Genomic DNA, 16,690 nt, shown 5'->3' on the forward strand with positions numbered 1-16,690 from the left:
CCGGATGTCGCAGCAAAGAAAAAGCGGGCCGTTTGACGGCCCGCCTGAGAACGATCATCAGCGTATTACGGCTGATAGATGCCAACGCCGAGCTCGTTCTCTTTACGGGTACGAGCGATAACCGACGTCGGCGACTCGCTAACGCGCAGATCCATTTGATCTTCGGTACGGATTACCACGCCACGCAGCGAGTTCGGGTAAACGTCGACAATTTCCACGTCGACGAATTTGCCGATCATGTCGGGCGTTCCTTCAAAGTTCACTACGCGGTTGTTTTCAGTACGGCCGGACAGTTCCATCACGCTCTTGCGCGAGGTGCCTTCGACCAGAATGCGTTGTACTGTGCCCATCATCCGGCGGCTGTACTGCATGGCCTGCTGGTTGATGCGTTCCTGCAGAATGTACAGCCGCTGTTTTTTCTCTTCTTCGGTCACGTCATCCACCATGTCGGCGGCCGGGGTGCCGGGGCGAGGCGAGTAGATAAAGCTGAAGCTCATGTCGAAATCGACATCGGCGATCAGTTTCATGGTCTGCTCGAAATCTTCCTGCGTTTCGCCCGGGAAGCCGACGATAAAGTCGGAACTGATCTGGATCGCCGGGCGGGCTTTGCGCAGTTTGCGGATGATGGCCTTGTATTCCAGCGCGGTGTGACGGCGCTTCATCATGGTCAGTACGCGGTCGGAGCCGCTCTGAACCGGCAGGTGCAGGAAACTCACCAGCTCCGGCGTATCTTCGTACACGCTGATGATATCGTCGGTGAATTCGATGGGGTGGCTGGTGATGAAGCGGATGCGGTCGATACCGTCAATCGTCGCCACCAGACGCAGCAGTTCGGCAAAACTGCAGATGTCGTCATCGTGCGTCGCGCCGCGGTAAGCGTTCACGTTCTGGCCCAGCAGGTTGACTTCACGTACGCCCTGAGCCGCCAGTTGGGCGATTTCAAACAGGACGTCGTCAACCGGGCGGCTGACTTCTTCGCCGCGGGTATAAGGCACCACGCAGAAGGTACAGTATTTGTTACAGCCTTCCATGATGGAGACGAATGCGGTCGGCCCTTCGGCGCGCGGTTCCGGCAGCCGATCGAATTTTTCCACTTCCGGGAAACTGATATCCACGATTGGGCTGCGGGTGCCCTGCACATGGTTAATCATTTCCGGCAGACGATGCAGGGTCTGCGGCCCGAAAATCACGTCTACGTAATGCGCACGGTCGCGAATGTGTTCACCTTCCTGCGAAGCTACGCAGCCGCCCACGCCGATAATCAGATTCGGGTTGACGTCTTTGAGCGTTTTCCAGCGGCCGAGCTGATGAAACACTTTTTCCTGCGCCTTTTCACGGATCGAACAGGTATTCAGCAGCAGAATGTCGGCTTCTTCCGCGACTTCGGTCAGCTGGTAACCGTGCGTACTTTCCAGGAGATCGGCTATCTTCGATGAATCGTATTCATTCATCTGACAGCCCCAGGTTTTGATATGCAGTTTCTTTGTCATCGTCATCGACTAGCCATTACTCAGTGCGGGTAAACACGCTTACCTTCAACGGGGCGCGTACATGCGGGCGCGTATTGTAATCTTTTGCCGTCGTTGTGACCAGAGCGAGCGGCACGTCGCTTTTCTGAAAAACGTTGCCGAAATCCAGTAAACTATCGCCATCTTTTGTCTTTCTGGCGCCTGAGTCTTCTTTATCGGCGCAATAGAAACAGTGGGGCAGGTATGCACTATGATGCGGTGATTGTAGGCGGAGGCATGGTTGGTGCCGCCGCCGCGTTGGGACTGGCGCAGAACGGTTTTCAGGTGGCGGTGCTGGAGCAGGAAACGCCGCCGCCGTTTGTCGCAGGCAGCGCGCCGGACGTGCGGGTATCGGCGATTGGTCAGGCGTCGGTCAGGCTGCTGGAGCGGCTGGGAGCCTGGCAGGGCGTCGGGCTGATGCGCAGCGCGCCTTACCGGCGGCTCGAAACCTGGGAATGGGACAATGCGCATGTTGTGTTCGATGCGGCCGACCTCGGGTTACCTGAGCTGGGGTTCATGGTAGAGAACCGTATTCTGCAACTGGCGTTGTGGCAGGTGCTGGAGAAGACGCCCGGCGTGACGCTATTGTGTCCGTGGCAATTGCAGCGCATGCATCGTGAAGGCGAGCAATGGGTGCTGACTGGCGAGCAGGGCGATAGCCTGTCTGCGTCGCTGGTGATTGGCGCTGATGGCGCCAATTCGAAAATTCGCCAGTGGGCGGGCATTGGTATCACCGGCTGGCAATATCGCCAGTCCTGCATGCTGATCAGCGCCGAAATGGCCGGCCCGCAGCAGGAGGCGACCTGGCAGCGCTTCACGCCGTCCGGGCCGCGCGCGTTTCTGCCGCTGTTTGACGGCTGGTGCTCGCTGGTGTGGTACGACAGCCCGCAGCGTATCCGCCAGTTGCAGGCGATGTCGCTTCCTCAACTGAATAAGGTTATCGCCGAGACGTTTCCTGCGCGGCTGGGTGAGGTCAATGCGGTCGCGGCCGGCGCGTTTCCGCTGGTGCGTCGTCATGCGCAGCAGTATGTATTGCCGGGGCTGGCCCTGATTGGCGATGCTGCGCATACCATTAACCCGCTGGCGGGGCAGGGCGTGAACCTGGGATATCGGGACGTTTCCACGCTGCTCGATGTGGTGATTCGGGCGCGTGATGAAGGCGCAGTCTGGTACGGCGAGCCGGTATTGCGACGTTATCAGCGGCAGCGCAAGCCTGACAATCTGCTGATGCAAAGCGGCATGGATCTGTTTTACGGCGCGTTCAGTAACCGGCTGCCGCCGCTTGAATTTGCCCGCAACCTGGCGTTGATGGCGGCGCAGCGCGCCGGAAAACTGAAACAGCAGGCGTTGCGTTACGCGTTGGGGTTGTAAACAGCGTAGCCGCTACGCTGTTTTTTCATGATCTGTTCGCCGTCATGCCGCTTTCATGCAGTGTGATTACATTGATACCGCTATATCTGCCAAGAGGCGACCACTATAACGCGTTATCCTAACGGCTTGCGGCGAATTCCTTATTTCTGAGTAGTGAAACTGATGACCTATTTATTTCTTTGTCTGGCGATTGTGTCGGAAGTGGTGGCGACAACGGCGCTGAAATTGTCGGAGAGCTTTACCCGGCTGGTGCCGAGTGTGGTGACGGTGGTGTTCTACGCCATCGCGTTTTACTGTCTGACCGTTTCCATGCGGGTGTTGCCGACCGGCGTGATTTACGCCATCTGGTCGGGCGTAGGGATTGTGTTGATCGCGGCGATAAGCTGGATTTTTTACGATCAGCGGTTGGACTGGCCGGCGGTATTGGGAATGGCGCTAATCATTGCCGGCGTGGCGGTGATTAACCTGTTTTCCAATTCGGTGGCGCATTGATGAACGAGCCGGTACTGGCGTTAAGCCGGCGCCGGTTATTGATGCAGATGGAATAGAGCTGATGAGCGGTAACCAATAAACGATAAAAGCATAAAAAAAGAAAAAGCCCGTTTGCACGGGCTTTTCTGTATGGCTGGGGTACGAGGATTCGAACCTCGGGATGGCGGAATCAGAATCCGCTGCCTTACCGCTTGGCGATACCCCAATTTTAAGGTGGTGGCTACGACGGGAATCGAACCTGTGACCCCAGCATTATGAGTGCTGTGCTCTAACCAGCTGAGCTACGTAGCCAAATTACTGCACGGTCAGAAGCCGTTGGCTTCATGACTGAATATGGCTGGGGTACGAGGATTCGAACCTCGGGATGGCGGAATCAGAATCCGCTGCCTTACCGCTTGGCGATACCCCAACAGGGCGCACATCGTATGACGTGTCTCACTTGATTCATGGCTGGGGTACCAGGATTCGAACCTGGGAGTGGCGGGATCAAAACCCGCTGCCTTACCGCTTGGCGATACCCCAATAAAACTATTGCATACCTAGGCTGACGCTTTGGTTTTCTACACCGACAAAGGTAATGGTGCGGGAGGCGAGACTTGAACTCGCACACCTTGCGGCGCCAGAACCTAAATCTGGTGCGTCTACCAATTTCGCCACTCCCGCAGGAAAAAATGGTGGCTACGACGGGAATCGAACCTGTGACCCCAGCATTATGAGTGCTGTGCTCTAACCAGCTGAGCTACGTAGCCATCTTTTCCGCGTCACCTTCATCGGCGTTGCGGGGCGCATTATGCGGAGTTGGTCTTTTGGCGTCAACACATTTTTTCCCTAAAAACGGCGTATTCGCGCTGTTTGTTTGGGTTATGAACAGTATGGTGAGAAAAGCGTCAGAAAGCAGGCTTTTGGCTGTATTCCATAAGAAAAACGGGCCGCTAAGGGCCCGTTTAAAACAGTAAAATGAAACCGATTATTGGTAGGCGGACTGGTGCACGCCGACGGCGCGACCCGACGGATCATCCATCTTTTTGAAAGATTCATCCCACTCAATCGCCTTGGCGGACGAACAGGCCACAGAAGGACCGCCGGGGACGCATTCAGCCGCACTTGGGACCGGGAACAGTTCTTCAAAAATTTCGCGGTACAGGTAGCCTTCCTTGGTGGTCGGCGTGTTGTACGGGAAACGGAAGTGCGCGGTTTCCAGTTGCTGGTCGGAAATCTGTTTGGCCGCGACCTCTTTCAGAGAGTCGATCCAACTGTAGCCCACGCCGTCAGAGAACTGCTCTTTCTGGCGCCAGGCCACGCTGTGCGGCAGATAGGATTCGAAGCACTCGCGCAGGATGTGTTTTTCCATCTTGCCGTTGCCGCACATTTTGTCTTTCGGGTTGATGCGCATCGCTACGTCCAGGAATTTCTTGTCCAGGAACGGCACGCGGGCTTCGACGCCCCAGGCGGACATCGCTTTGTTGGCGCGGGCGCAGTCATACTGGTGCAGCGCCAGCAGTTTACGCACGGTTTCTTCATGAAATTCTTTCGCGTTCGGCGCTTTGTGGAAGTAGAGATAGCCGCCGAATACTTCGTCCGAACCTTCGCCGGACAGCACCATCTTGATACCCATCGCCTTGATTTTACGGGACATCAGGTACATCGGCGTTGAGGCGCGGATGGTGGTGACGTCATAGGTTTCGATGTGGTAAATCACGTCGCGGATGGCGTCCAGACCTTCCTGTACCGTGAAATGGATTTCGTGGTGCACGGTGCCCAGATGTTCTGCGACATCGCGCGCGGCTTTCAGGTCAGGCGCGCCTTCCAGGCCGACCGCGAACGAGTGCAACTGCGGCCACCAGGCTTCGCTGCGCTCGTCGTCTTCCACGCGACGGGCGGCGAACTTTTTGGTGACGGCGGAAATGATGGAAGAGTCCAGCCCGCCGGACAGCAGCACGCCGTAAGGAACGTCGGACATCAGGTGGCTTTTCACCGATTCTTCCAGCGCTTCGCGCAGTTCGTTGGCGTCGGTCACGTTGTCTTTAACGTTGTCGAAATCGAACCAGTCGCGACGATAGTATTCGCGAATCTCGCCGTCCTGGCTCCACAGGTAGCTGCCGGCCGGGAATTCTTTGATGGTGCGGCACACCGGCACCAGCGCTTTCATCTCAGACGCCACGTAGAAGTTGCCGTGTTCGTCATAGCCCATATAAAGCGGGATGATGCCCAGGTGATCGCGGCCGATCAGATAGGCGTCTTTTTCGCTGTCATACAGGGCGAAGGCGAACATACCGCGCAATTCGTCCAGAAATTCCGGACCTTTTTCCTGATACAGCGCCAGAATCACTTCGCAATCGGAACCGGTCTGGAACTGATAGCGGTCGCCGTATTGCTGACGCAGAGCCTGATGGTTGTAAATTTCGCCGTTCACGGCCAGAACGTGGGTGTGCGCCTGGTTGTAGAGCGGTTGAGCGCCGGTGTTGACGTCGACGATGGACAGACGCTCATGCGCCAGAATGGCTTTGTCGCTGGCGTAAACACCAGACCAGTCCGGGCCGCGGTGACGCATCAGACGGGACAATTCCAGCGCTTTTTTGCGCAATTCAACCGGATCGGTTTTCAGATCAAGCACACCAAAAATAGAACACATACAAGAGGCTCCCTTTATCCACGCATCACAACGTGAAACAGTCAAAGTGTATGGCGGTAATCAGCGCTTTTCCTTGCCGTATCTCACCTCAGAGGGTGACTCGCCGCCGTATCGGTAACACTGATTTAGCATCAAAAGGGGATGGCAGTTCAATATCATTTAATGAAAAAAGCCATTGTGCTGGTGAATGTGTAATTTTTGGTGTGATTTATTGGGTTTTATTCAAAACGGCAGAGAGAAGGCGCCGGATTTTTAGCGATCTCATAATCCGGCCTTATAGCAGAAAACTAAACCTACTGATTTTCAAGCAGACGTTGCAGTAATACGCCATTCAGCATCGCGCGTTTCACTAGCGCAAAGGCGCCGATGGCGGATAAGTGCTGCAATTCGGAGACGACTACCGGCAGGTTTTGCCGAAAGTCTTTCAGCACCTGTGCGTTGATACAGCGTTGAATGGCGGGCAGCAGAATTTTGTCCGCGCCGGTAATTTCACCGGCGATGACCACCCGCTGCGGATTGAACAGGTTGACGGCAATCGAAATGGCTTTGCCCAGATGTTGCCCGGCGGCCTCGATCAGTTCACGGGCCAGAAGGTCACCCCGGTTGGCGGCTTTGCAGATAGCGGCGATCTGGCAGTTATCCAGCGTCAGCTTGCTGGGAAATCCCTGCTGCAATAAATCACGCGCCCGTTGCTCCAGCGCGCCGTTCGACACTACCGTTTCCAGACAACCGAAGTTGCCGCAGTGGCAGCGGTCGCCCAACGGGTCGATCTGGATATGGCCGATTTCCCCGACATTGCTGTTGCTGCCGAGAAAGATTTTGCCGTTGACCAGAATGCCGGCACCCACGCCGCGGTGAACCCGCACCAGCAACGAGTCCTGACAGTCACGGGTTGCGCCGAAGTAATGCTCGGCCAGCGCCAGGCTGCGAATATCGTGGCCGACAAAGCTGTGCACGTTGAAATGCTGTTCGAGATTATCCACCAACGGCCAGTTGTCCACGCTGATGTGCGGCATATAACGGACCACGCCGGCGATGGGGTCGACCAATCCCGGCAGCACCACCGAAATGGCGATCAGCTCGCGGATACGACGTTGGTGACGGGCAATGAACTGATCGATAACCGTGAACAGCGCGCTTTCCAGCGTATCCTGGGTGTTTTCCGGCAGGTTGCAGTGCTCTTCTTCCAGCCGTTTGCCCTGCAGGTCGTATAAGGCGAGGGTGGCGTCGTGGCGGCCAAGCCGCACCGCGACGGTATGAAACGGCCGCGTTTCGGAAATGATGGAAATGGCGCGGCGCCCGCCGGTTGACGCTTGCTGATCCACTTCTTTGATCAGACCGCGCTCCAGCAACTGGCGGGTAATTTTGGTGACACTGGCGGGAGCAAGCTGGCTCTGCTCTGAAATCTGAATCCGGGAAATAGGGCCCTGCTGATCGATCAAGCGGTACACGACCGCACTGTTGAGTTGTTTGACCAGATCAATGTTCCCTATCTGGGTTTGTCCGCCTGTGGTCATGACGCATTACTCGTGTCGATGCAATACGTTTTACTGTTTATGAAAGACTTCTTCACCATTAACAAACGTATTGAGGATGTCAAAATCGCGGGTCAATACCGTCAGGTTAGCCACGTGGCCCGTCTCAATGCTTCCCAGTCGGTGGTCTTCTCCGATGGCTCTCGCCGGGTAGAGCGTCGCCATTCTTAGCGCCTCGTCCAGAGCGATACCCGCGTGTTCTACGCAATTGCGCACGGCATCGATCATGGTGAGCGCCGAACCGCTCAGGGTGCCGTGCTCATCCACGCAAATGCCGTCGCGGTAGTATATGGTTTTACCGGCAAATGTGAACCGGTCGATGTCGGAACCGGCCGGCGCGGTGGCGTCGGTGACCAGCACCAGTTTGTCGCCCTTGATGCGTTTGCTGTTGCGGATGTTGGCCCAACTGACATGGCGGCCGTCGGCGATGATGCCGCAGTAGACTTCCGGCGCGTCATAGACGGCGCCGACCAGACCGGGTTCGCGCCCGGCAAGGGCCGGCATGGCGTTGAACAGGTGAGTGGCAAAGCGAATACCGGCGGCAAAGCCTTGTTTGGCTTGTTCCCAGGTGGCGTTGGAGTGACCGGCGGACACCACGATACCTGCGGCGGTCAGCTGCCGGATAACCGTCGTCGATACCATTTCCGGGGCCAGCGTGATTTTGCCTATCACATCGGCGTTATCGCACAGATAATTGAGTAATGACTCGTCCGGCTGGCGGATAAAGGCGGCGTCATGGGTGCCTTTCTTCACCGGGTTGAGCCAGGGACCTTCCAGATGCAGCCCAAGCGCCTGATGGCGATGCTGGGCGAGCCAGGCGCGCATCACGCCGATGCTGTGGCGCATGAACTCGTCGGAAGAGGTGATCAACGTCGGCAAAAAGCTGGTGCAGCCGGATTTTTCGTTGGCCCGCTGCATGGTTTCCAGCGTTTTGACGGAAAGATTGTTCAGCGCGTCGTTGAACTGGACGCCGCCGCAGCCGTTCAATTGCAGGTCGATAAAGCCAGGGGCCAGTAATGCGCCGGCGAGATCGCGTCGGGGCAGGTTATCGGGCAGTTCGCGTGTCGGGCAGACTGCCTCGATCAAACCGTCGGCGACGACGACCGCATGGCCGTCAAGGATCTGATGGCCGGTAAAAATACGGCCGTTGGTTAAAGCGTACATCTATAAGCTCCTGGCTCACCGATTACAGATTTTTGAGATTTTCAGCTTCCAGCTCGCGGAAATATTTCACGGTTTTCACTTTCAGCTCCATTGTGGACGGTTCGTCACACACCATCAGCGCTTTGGCGTGCAACTGCAGACAGCTGATGGTCCACATGTGGTTAACGTTGCCTTCCACCGCGGCCTGAAGCGCCTGCGCCTTATGGCGGCCGCTGACCAGAATCATCACTTCTTCCGCATCCAGCAACGTACCGACACCCACCGTCAGGGCATATTTGGGCACCTGATTGACGTCGCCGCCAAAGAAACGGGAATTGGCGATACGGGTCTCTTCCGTCAGGGTCTTGATACGTGTGCGGGACACCAGAGAAGAACCCGGTTCGTTGAAAGCGATGTGGCCATCGTTGCCGACGCCGCCCATGAACAGATGAATCTTGCCGTAAGACTTGATTTTTTCTTCATAACGCTGACACTCGGCGGCGATATCTTCCGCGTTGCCGTTCAACAGGTTAATGTTTCCTTCCGGAATATCAACGTGATTGAAAAAATTCTGGTACATGAAGGTGCGGTAGCTTTCCGGATGGTTCGCCGGCAACCCGACGTATTCATCCATATTGAAGGTGACGACATGTTTGAAGCTGACCTGACCGGCATCGTACAGCGCAATCAGGGATTTGTAAGCTTCCAGCGGCGAACTGCCGGTCGGCAGGCCGAGCACGAATGGGCGCTCCGCCGTCGGGTTGAAGGCGTTGATGCGCTCGGCGATATAGCGGGCGGCCCATTTGCCAACCTCGGCGGGGGTCGTTAGCGGAATCAGTCTCATGGGGCTCTCCTCAGGCAATCGGTTAGCGAAGGCAATTATTCATCGGGTAAACGCAGTCGGATAGCATGGCCGTCAGGTAATATGCCGCACCACGTTTCGGAATTTATCTGGGGCTAGTGTAGCGCGTTTTTTTTAGTCTTAAAATAAGTTGTGTTAATGCCGCGCCATAAACATTTTGTATGTGCTTTTGTGGTGATAATTATCACATAATCACCGTTATTAATTTGCGTAACGAATTATTTTTTTTGGCACTCTTGCCAGGCCCACATCGCTGGCGGGTGATTCTATAACAAGGCTGACAGACAATTTTTGCCCGTAAGGGAAAGAGAGGGGAAGGTGAGTACACTCGGTTATTTACAAAAAGTAGGCCGCGCCCTGATGGTGCCGGTCGCCACGTTGCCCGCAGCCGCCATCCTGATGGGGGTGGGTTACTGGATTGATCCGGTCGGCTGGGGCAGTGAAAGCGCGCTGGCCGCGCTGTTGATCAAGTCCGGCGCCGCCATTATCGAGCATATGGCGGTGCTGTTTGCGGTCGGCGTCGCCTACGGTATGTCGAAAGATAAAGACGGCGCCGCGGCGTTGTCCGGGTTTGTCGGCTATCTGGTGCTGACGACATTGTGTTCGCCTGCGGCGGTGTCGATGATTCAGCACATCCCACTGGCGGAGGTGCCAAAAGCGTTCGGTAAGATTGAAAACCAGTTCATCGGTATTCTGGTCGGGATCATTTCCGCCGAACTATACAACCGTTACAGCCAGGTCGAATTGCCCAAGGCGCTCTCTTTTTTCAGCGGTCGCCGCCTGGTGCCGATTCTGGTTTCGATGCTGATGATCGTGGTGGCGTTCGTGCTGATGTACGTCTGGCCGGTGATCTACAACGCGCTGGTTTCCTTTGGCGAGCATATTCAGCAACTGGGATCGGTCGGCGCCGGTATCTATGCCTTCTTTAACCGTCTGCTGATTCCGGTGGGGCTGCACCATGCGCTGAACTCGGTGTTCTGGTTTGATGTGGCCGGCATCAACGATATTCCTAACTTCCTCAGCGGGCAGCAGGCGATTGACGCCGGCAAAGCCGTTCCCGGTATTACCGGGCGCTACCAGGCCGGTTTCTTCCCGATCATGATGTTTGGCCTGCCGGGGGCGGCGCTGGCGATTTATCACTGCGCTCGTCCGGAAAACCGCAGTCGGGTGGCGGGGATTATGGTGGCGGCGGCGTTTGCAGCCTTCTTCACCGGCATTACCGAACCGCTGGAGTTCTCCTTCATGTTTGTGGCGCCAGTGCTGTATGTGCTGCACGCCGTACTGACCGGGATTTCGGTATTCATCGCGGCCAGCATGCACTGGATTGCCGGTTTTGGTTTCAGCGCCGGTCTGGTGGATATGGTGTTGTCTTCGCGCAACCCGCTGGCGACGAACTGGTACATGCTGCTGCTGCAAGGCGCCGCGTTCTTTGTCATCTATTATGTGGTGTTCCGCTTCACCATCACCCGTTTTAACCTGATGACGCCGGGGCGTGAAGCCGCCGCGGCGCAGTCCTCATCCGAGGGAACCGCCGCTCCTGCCGGCAACAGCCAGTCGGTGGCGAGAGGTTACCTGCAGGCTATCGGCGGCAAGGATAATCTGACCGGAATTGATGCCTGTATTACCCGCTTGCGCCTGAGCGTGAAGGATTCCGGCCTGGTGGATGAACCCGCTGCACGCAAGCTGGGGGCGGCCGGGGTCATCCGTCTCAACAAGCAAAGCGTGCAGATTGTGGTTGGCACTCAGGCGGAAAACATTGCGGCGGCGTTACGCGAGGTGTCGCAGGAATAATTCGGCGACGCCCCATGGTTGTCAGATGTTGGGAAACGGAGCATACGGAGACGTACGCTCCGTTTTTTTATCTTAAACTTTCGTGAAACAAACGGTTGTTTCCCGGCGTGGCTTGTTGGATCATTAGTGGTTATGGGTTGTTTTTTCGCATTTGAGGAACCAAGCATGAGTGAGGCTGAAGCCCGCCCAACCAACTTTATTCGCCAGATCATTGATGAAGATCTGGCTACCGGCAAACACGACCATATTCAGACGCGTTTTCCGCCGGAGCCGAACGGCTACCTGCACATCGGTCACGCCAAGTCCATCTGCCTGAACTTTGGCATTGCCGAAGATTACAACGGCAAGTGCAACCTGCGCTTTGATGATACCAACCCGGTAAAAGAAGATATCGAGTACGTTGAGTCCATCAAGCATGACGTTCAGTGGCTGGGTTTTTCCTGGAGCGGCAACGTTCGCTACTCGTCTGATTATTTTGATCAGCTGCACTTTTACGCGATTGAACTGATTAATAAAGGGTTGGCGTATGTCGATGAGTTGACGCCGGAGCAGATCCGCGAATACCGCGGCACCCTGACCTCGCCGGGTAAAAACAGCCCGTACCGCGACCGTAGCGTCGAAGAAAACCTGACGCTGTTCGAGAAAATGCGCAGCGGCGGTTTCGCTGAAGGCACGGCGTGCCTGCGCGCCAAAATCGATATGGCCTCGCCGTTCATCGTTATGCGCGATCCGGTGCTGTACCGCATCAAATTTGCCGAGCACCATCAGACCGGCAACAAATGGTGCATTTACCCGATGTACGATTTCACCCACTGCATTTCCGATGCGCTGGAAGGTATCACCCATTCGCTGTGTACGCTGGAATTTCAGGACAACCGCCGCCTGTATGACTGGGTGCTGGATAATATCTCCATTCCTGCCCACCCGCGGCAGTATGAGTTTTCCCGCCTGAATCTGGAATACGCGGTGATGTCCAAGCGTAAACTGAACCAGCTGGTGAACGAGAAAGTGGTGGAAGGCTGGAACGATCCGCGTATGCCGACTATCTCCGGCTTGCGTCGTCGCGGATACACTGCGGCGTCCATTCGTGAGTTCTGTCGTCGTATCGGCGTCACCAAGCAGGACAACACCGTGGAGATGGCGGCGCTGGAATCCTGCATTCGCGACGATCTGAACGAGAACGCGCCACGGGCGATGGCGGTGCTGGATCCGGTGAAGGTAGTGATTGAGAACCTGCCGGCAGGGCATGAAGAGTGGCTTACTATGCCCAATCATCCCAATAAACCGGAAATGGGATCGCGCCAGGTGGCGTTCAGCCGCGAGGTGTATATCGATCGCGCTGATTTCCGCGAAGAAGCCAACAAGCAGTACAAACGTTTGGTGCTGGGCAAAGAAGTGCGCCTGCGTAACGCCTATGTCATTAAGGCCGAGCACATTGATAAAGACGAGCAGGGCGTGATCACCACGATTTACTGCAGCTGCGATACGGAAACCCTGAGCAAAGATCCGGCTGACGGCCGTAAAGTGAAAGGCGTGATCCACTGGGTATCGGCGGCTCATGCACTGCCGGCGCAGTTCCGTCTGTATGACCGTCTGTTCAGCGTGGCTAACCCCGGCGCGGCGGAGGATTTTCTCTCCACCATCAACCCGGATTCGCTGACTGTCGCCCAGGGCTTTGTGGAAGCCAGTCTGGGTCAGGCTGAAGTTGAAAAAGCCTATCAGTTTGAGCGTGAAGGGTATTTCTGCGCCGATCGCGTTTATTCCAGCGCGGATAATCTGGTGTTTAACCGCACGGTCGGTCTGCGGGACAGTTGGGCGGGGTAACAGCCGCCCGGCTACCGGGAAAAAGACAAAAATAAAACCGCCGCGGCGGTTTATTTTTCTCTGCATCGAGTGATTAGCGTTCGTTGTGCGCATTGTCGTCTTCACGGCAATCGCCGCTACTGCAATGGCCGTACAAATACAGGCTGTGGTTGGTCAGTTTGATGCCGTGTTTCTCGGAGATCTCACGCTGGCGCGCTTCGATAGACTCGTCGCTGAATTCAATCACCCGGCCGCAATCCAGACAGATCAGATGATCATGATGGTGCTGCTGCGTGAGTTCGAAAACCGACTTGCCGCCTTCGAAGTTATGACGGGTAACGATGCCGGCGTCGTCAAACTGGTTAAGCACGCGGTAAACGGTAGCCAGACCAATCTCTTCCCCCATATCAATCAGCTTTTTGTATAAGTCTTCCGCGCTGACGTGGTGGCATTGAGGATCCTGAAGCACTTCCAGAATTTTCAGTCGTGGAAGTGTGACTTTCAGGCCAGCCTTCTTTAATGCGGTATTGTTGTCAGTCATGCGGATTTAGTCCTGTTACTTGCTTTATCTGGGAGGCTATTAGCCTAGTATCATCGGTCGGCTTAAAAAAGGTCACTGTGTCTCAATTATAGAACCGCGCCGTCGAAATGAAAACCACGGAACTTTTACAATATGATTCTTGCTAACTCTCTGTATTCAGAGTTGTTCCCTGCGAGAGACATATTGTACGCCAAGACAGGTCATTAAACGCAACCGGCTGACCGAATGGGTATTGTACCCTGTCGGAATGAAAAGTTAAAAAAATGTATCACTGATTGTGATAGGTTTTGTCTATCTATATAGATATGGCTCTGAATACATCGGTATCAGAGCCATAGATGAATCAGGCCTGCAGTGCTTTCAGGTTCAGCTCTTCGCTGATTTGCTTGACCCAGTTGGAGACGCGTTCGCTGGTCAGCTCCGGCTGACGATCTTCATCGATGGCCAGACCGATAAAGTGGGTGTCATCCGACAGACCTTTTGAGGCTTCGAAGTAATAGCCTTCGGTCGGCCAGTGACCGACGATATTGGCGCCACGCGGCTCGATAATATCGCGAATGGTGCCCATGGCGTCACAGAAGTACTCCGCATAGTCTTCCTGATCGCCGCAACCGAAGATGGCGACCAGCTTACCGGCAAAATCAATCTCTTCCAGCGTAGGGAAGAAGTCATCCCAGTCACACTGCGCTTCGCCGTAATACCAGGTTGGAATACCCAGCAGCAGGATGTCGAAACGCTCAAGATCTTCTTTGCTGCTTTTGGCAATGTCGTGCAGTTCGGCGACGTCGCTGCCCAGTTGTTGCTGGATCGTCTTGGCGATGTTTTCGGTATTGCCCGTGTCACTGCCAAAAAAAATGCCTATGAGAGCCATAGATAAAATAACCTCTTGATTCTTAAGGGTATGGTGCTTGCGTCACCCACGATCCGCTAATAATAGCAGACACTGTCTGACGGATAAACGTGTATCTGTTGCCATATCGTGAAATGGCGCGGAAGCGATTAATTGATTGTTTTTGCATCACTCCCTTAATGTTTTTTTAATTTTTTTAAAATACGATATTCGTACAGATGACTGAAAATATGGATAATTGGTTAAATATCTAATTTTTATTAGCTTTTAAACGACATAAAACACTAAACATTCCTATAGTTTTGACGATGACAGAGCATGGTGCTTTTATTGAATGTAAATGTGCAGCAATATTTCTTACAAAGCGAGAGACTTTCTCATCGCATAAATCAAAACAAGACTTACCTCCTCGACCAATAGCCCATTTATGGAGTCAACTATGCAATTCCTAAAAAATATTGCCATTCGCACAGCCATGCTGTGGGTGCTTGGCATCTTCTGTGTGTTATGGATTGCTGTTTCGGTCTACACCATGTATTCGTTCCGGACCATGAACGAAACCTCCAAAACCAGTGCGTTGCTGGTCAACAATATGAATTTGGTTAACACCGGCAACGACCAGTATTTCCGCATGGTGACCCGACTGGCGCGTGCGATTGACTATCGTCAGAGCGGCGATAACCAGAAAGCGGACGAACAGCAAAAATCATCACAGGCCGCGCTGGATTTACTGAAATCCAACCTGGAAGCATTCAAGAAGATTGATCATGCCGGCATGTCGCCGGAGTTGGTTGACGCGGTAATCCGCGACTGGGGCAATCTGATTACTCAGGGCGTCGAGCCCATGTTCCAGCGTGCGGCGGACAAAAAGTTCGATGACTATGACAAATTCGCCAAAGATGTCGTGCCGGCCTTCAGCCGCCAGTTCAACGTCTCTTTCACCAACTTTAATAAAGCGGGTTCGACGATGTTCGTCGATGCCGGCAACCGACTGGAGACTATCACTGGCGTCGGCCAGAACATTTTGCTGGCGGGGCTGATCGCCGGTCTGGTGATGTTATTCCTGACCGACCGCTATCTGGTGGCTTGTCTGGTGCGCCCGCTTAACGATCTGCGCGATCATTTCCAGGTGATTGCCAACGGCCGTCTGGGGAAACCGATTCTGGATTTCGGCAACAACTGCGTGGGCCGGCTGTTCCCGCTGTTGCGCGATATGCAGGGCAGTCTGGCCAATACCGTCAGCACCATTCGTACCAGTGCTGACTCTATTTATCAGGGCGTATCGGAAATCGCTTCCGGTAACAACGATCTGGCGGCTCGCACCGAGTCACAGGCGGCAGCGCTGGAAGAAAGCGCCGCCAGCATGGAACAGCTGACATCAACGGTAAAACAGAACGCTGAAAACGCCAGCCACGCCAGTCAACTGGCCCGTCAGGCTTCCACCACCGCCAGTAAGGGCGGGGATTTGGTTGATAATGTAGTGAAAACCATGGCGGAAATCTCCGGCAGCTCGAAGAAAATCGCCGAGATCACCAGCGTTATCAACGGTATTGCCTTCCAGACCAACATTCTGGCGTTGAATGCGGCGGTGGAAGCGGCCCGCGCCGGTGAACAAGGACGGGGCTTTGCCGTGGTGGCCGGCGAGGTGAGAAGTCTGGCGCAGCGCAGTGCGCAGGCAGCCAAAGAGATCGAACACCTGATTGCCGAGTCGGTGCGTTGTGTGGATAACGGGTCGACGCTGGTAGCCGATGCGGGCAGCACCATGAGCGAGATCGTGACCGCGGTAACCAACGTCACCGACATTATGGCGGAAATCGCCACGGCGTCGGATGAGCAGAGTAAAGGTATCGCACAGGCCGGTCAGGCAATCACAGAAATGGATAGCGTGACTCAGCAGAACGCCGCGCTGGTACAGGAAGCCTCGGCGGCAACCCGTTCGCTGGAAGAGCAGGCGATGGTGCTGACCGAAGCGGTATCGGTATTCCGTCTGTCGGAAGAACAGTCGGCCGGTCTGCCGCCGAGACGCGATCGTCAGGCGCCGTCCAAAGCGGCGGCGGCTCCCGCCAAAGCCCTGCCGGCCGCTACGACGAGCAGCAGTAAAAAGAGCAGCGATAACTGGGAAACGTTCTGATAGTCGTGGAAACGTTCTGATGTAATAGGAC

12 protein-coding genes and 6 tRNA genes are annotated in these 16,690 nt (G+C 55.1%); 5 read left to right on the forward strand and 13 right to left on the reverse strand.

Annotation, left to right across the window (positions count from 1 at the left end; translation table 11 throughout):
- Positions 1 to 65 precede the first annotated feature (65 nt).
- Positions 66 to 1,490: a tRNA (N6-isopentenyl adenosine(37)-C2)-methylthiotransferase MiaB gene (gene miaB / locus DXXMK7_RS05960; RefSeq protein WP_038920849.1), complete on the reverse strand. Its 1,425-nt coding sequence runs from the start codon at positions 1,488 to 1,490 to the stop codon at positions 66 to 68.
- Positions 1,491 to 1,712: 222 nt separating this feature from the next.
- On the opposite strand from miaB, the gene ubiF reads away from it, so the two are divergent.
- Both ubiF and DXXMK7_RS05970 read left to right on the forward strand, forming a co-directional pair.
- A complete protein-coding gene (gene ubiF / locus DXXMK7_RS05965; RefSeq protein WP_038918286.1) occupies positions 1,713 to 2,879 on the forward strand; it encodes a 3-demethoxyubiquinol 3-hydroxylase in 1,167 nt (388 codons plus the stop codon).
- Positions 2,880 to 3,041: 162 nt separating this feature from the next.
- A complete protein-coding gene (locus DXXMK7_RS05970) occupies positions 3,042 to 3,371 on the forward strand; it encodes a multidrug efflux SMR transporter (protein WP_038668768.1) in 330 nt (109 codons plus the stop codon).
- A 130-nt stretch (positions 3,372 to 3,501) separates the two neighbouring features.
- Here DXXMK7_RS05970 and DXXMK7_RS05975 read toward each other — a convergent pair.
- From DXXMK7_RS05975 to nagB, 10 genes are all read right to left on the reverse strand, one after another.
- Positions 3,502 to 3,576 (reverse strand) — tRNA-Gln (locus DXXMK7_RS05975).
- Positions 3,577 to 3,585: 9 nt separating this feature from the next.
- A tRNA-Met gene (locus tag DXXMK7_RS05980) sits at positions 3,586 to 3,662 on the reverse strand.
- A gap of 43 nt (positions 3,663 to 3,705) precedes the next feature.
- Positions 3,706 to 3,780 (reverse strand) — tRNA-Gln (locus tag DXXMK7_RS05985).
- Between the two features lie 38 nt (positions 3,781 to 3,818).
- Positions 3,819 to 3,893: transfer RNA gene (locus DXXMK7_RS05990), tRNA-Gln, on the reverse strand.
- A 56-nt stretch (positions 3,894 to 3,949) separates the two neighbouring features.
- Positions 3,950 to 4,034: transfer RNA gene (locus DXXMK7_RS05995), tRNA-Leu, on the reverse strand.
- 9 nt (positions 4,035 to 4,043) lie between these two features.
- A tRNA-Met gene (locus DXXMK7_RS06000) sits at positions 4,044 to 4,120 on the reverse strand.
- A gap of 218 nt (positions 4,121 to 4,338) precedes the next feature.
- Positions 4,339 to 6,003: an asparagine synthase B gene (gene asnB / locus DXXMK7_RS06005; protein WP_038918287.1), complete on the reverse strand. Its 1,665-nt coding sequence runs from the start codon at positions 6,001 to 6,003 to the stop codon at positions 4,339 to 4,341.
- Between the two features lie 293 nt (positions 6,004 to 6,296).
- A complete protein-coding gene (locus tag DXXMK7_RS06010) occupies positions 6,297 to 7,520 on the reverse strand; it encodes an ROK family protein (protein ID WP_038918288.1) in 1,224 nt (407 codons plus the stop codon).
- A gap of 30 nt (positions 7,521 to 7,550) precedes the next feature.
- Positions 7,551 to 8,702: an N-acetylglucosamine-6-phosphate deacetylase gene (gene nagA, locus DXXMK7_RS06015; protein WP_038918289.1), complete on the reverse strand. Its 1,152-nt coding sequence runs from the start codon at positions 8,700 to 8,702 to the stop codon at positions 7,551 to 7,553.
- Positions 8,703 to 8,724: 22 nt separating this feature from the next.
- The gene (gene nagB / locus DXXMK7_RS06020) at positions 8,725 to 9,525 is read right to left on the reverse strand and encodes a glucosamine-6-phosphate deaminase (RefSeq protein ID WP_038918291.1); all 801 of its coding nucleotides are present in this window, start codon (positions 9,523 to 9,525) and stop codon (positions 8,725 to 8,727) included.
- Between the two features lie 336 nt (positions 9,526 to 9,861).
- On the opposite strand from nagB, the gene nagE reads away from it, so the two are divergent.
- Positions 9,862 to 11,334: an N-acetylglucosamine-specific PTS transporter subunit IIBC gene (gene nagE / locus DXXMK7_RS06025; protein ID WP_038918292.1), complete on the forward strand. Its 1,473-nt coding sequence runs from the start codon at positions 9,862 to 9,864 to the stop codon at positions 11,332 to 11,334.
- A 165-nt stretch (positions 11,335 to 11,499) separates the two neighbouring features.
- Complete coding sequence (gene glnS / locus DXXMK7_RS06030) at positions 11,500 to 13,158, forward strand: glutamine--tRNA ligase (protein WP_038918294.1); 1,659 nt, start codon at positions 11,500 to 11,502, stop codon at positions 13,156 to 13,158.
- A 73-nt stretch (positions 13,159 to 13,231) separates the two neighbouring features.
- On the opposite strand, the gene fur is transcribed toward glnS, so the two are convergent.
- Both fur and fldA read right to left on the reverse strand, forming a co-directional pair.
- On the reverse strand, positions 13,232 to 13,678 hold the full coding sequence (fur, locus tag DXXMK7_RS06035; RefSeq protein WP_013316991.1) for a ferric iron uptake transcriptional regulator: 447 nt from the start codon (positions 13,676 to 13,678) through the stop codon (positions 13,232 to 13,234).
- Between the two features lie 343 nt (positions 13,679 to 14,021).
- Positions 14,022 to 14,549, reverse strand: a complete 528-nt coding sequence (fldA, locus tag DXXMK7_RS06040) for a flavodoxin FldA (RefSeq protein WP_038918295.1) — start codon at positions 14,547 to 14,549, stop codon at positions 14,022 to 14,024.
- A gap of 418 nt (positions 14,550 to 14,967) precedes the next feature.
- Between fldA and DXXMK7_RS06045 the strand changes: the two genes are divergently transcribed.
- Positions 14,968 to 16,659: a methyl-accepting chemotaxis protein gene (locus DXXMK7_RS06045; protein ID WP_038918296.1), complete on the forward strand. Its 1,692-nt coding sequence runs from the start codon at positions 14,968 to 14,970 to the stop codon at positions 16,657 to 16,659.
- Positions 16,660 to 16,690: the final 31 nt, after the last annotated feature.

The organism is Dickeya sp. MK7 (genome assembly GCF_000406305.1).
In the GTDB taxonomy this organism is placed as follows: Bacteria; Pseudomonadota; Gammaproteobacteria; order Enterobacterales; family Enterobacteriaceae; genus Dickeya; species Dickeya fangzhongdai.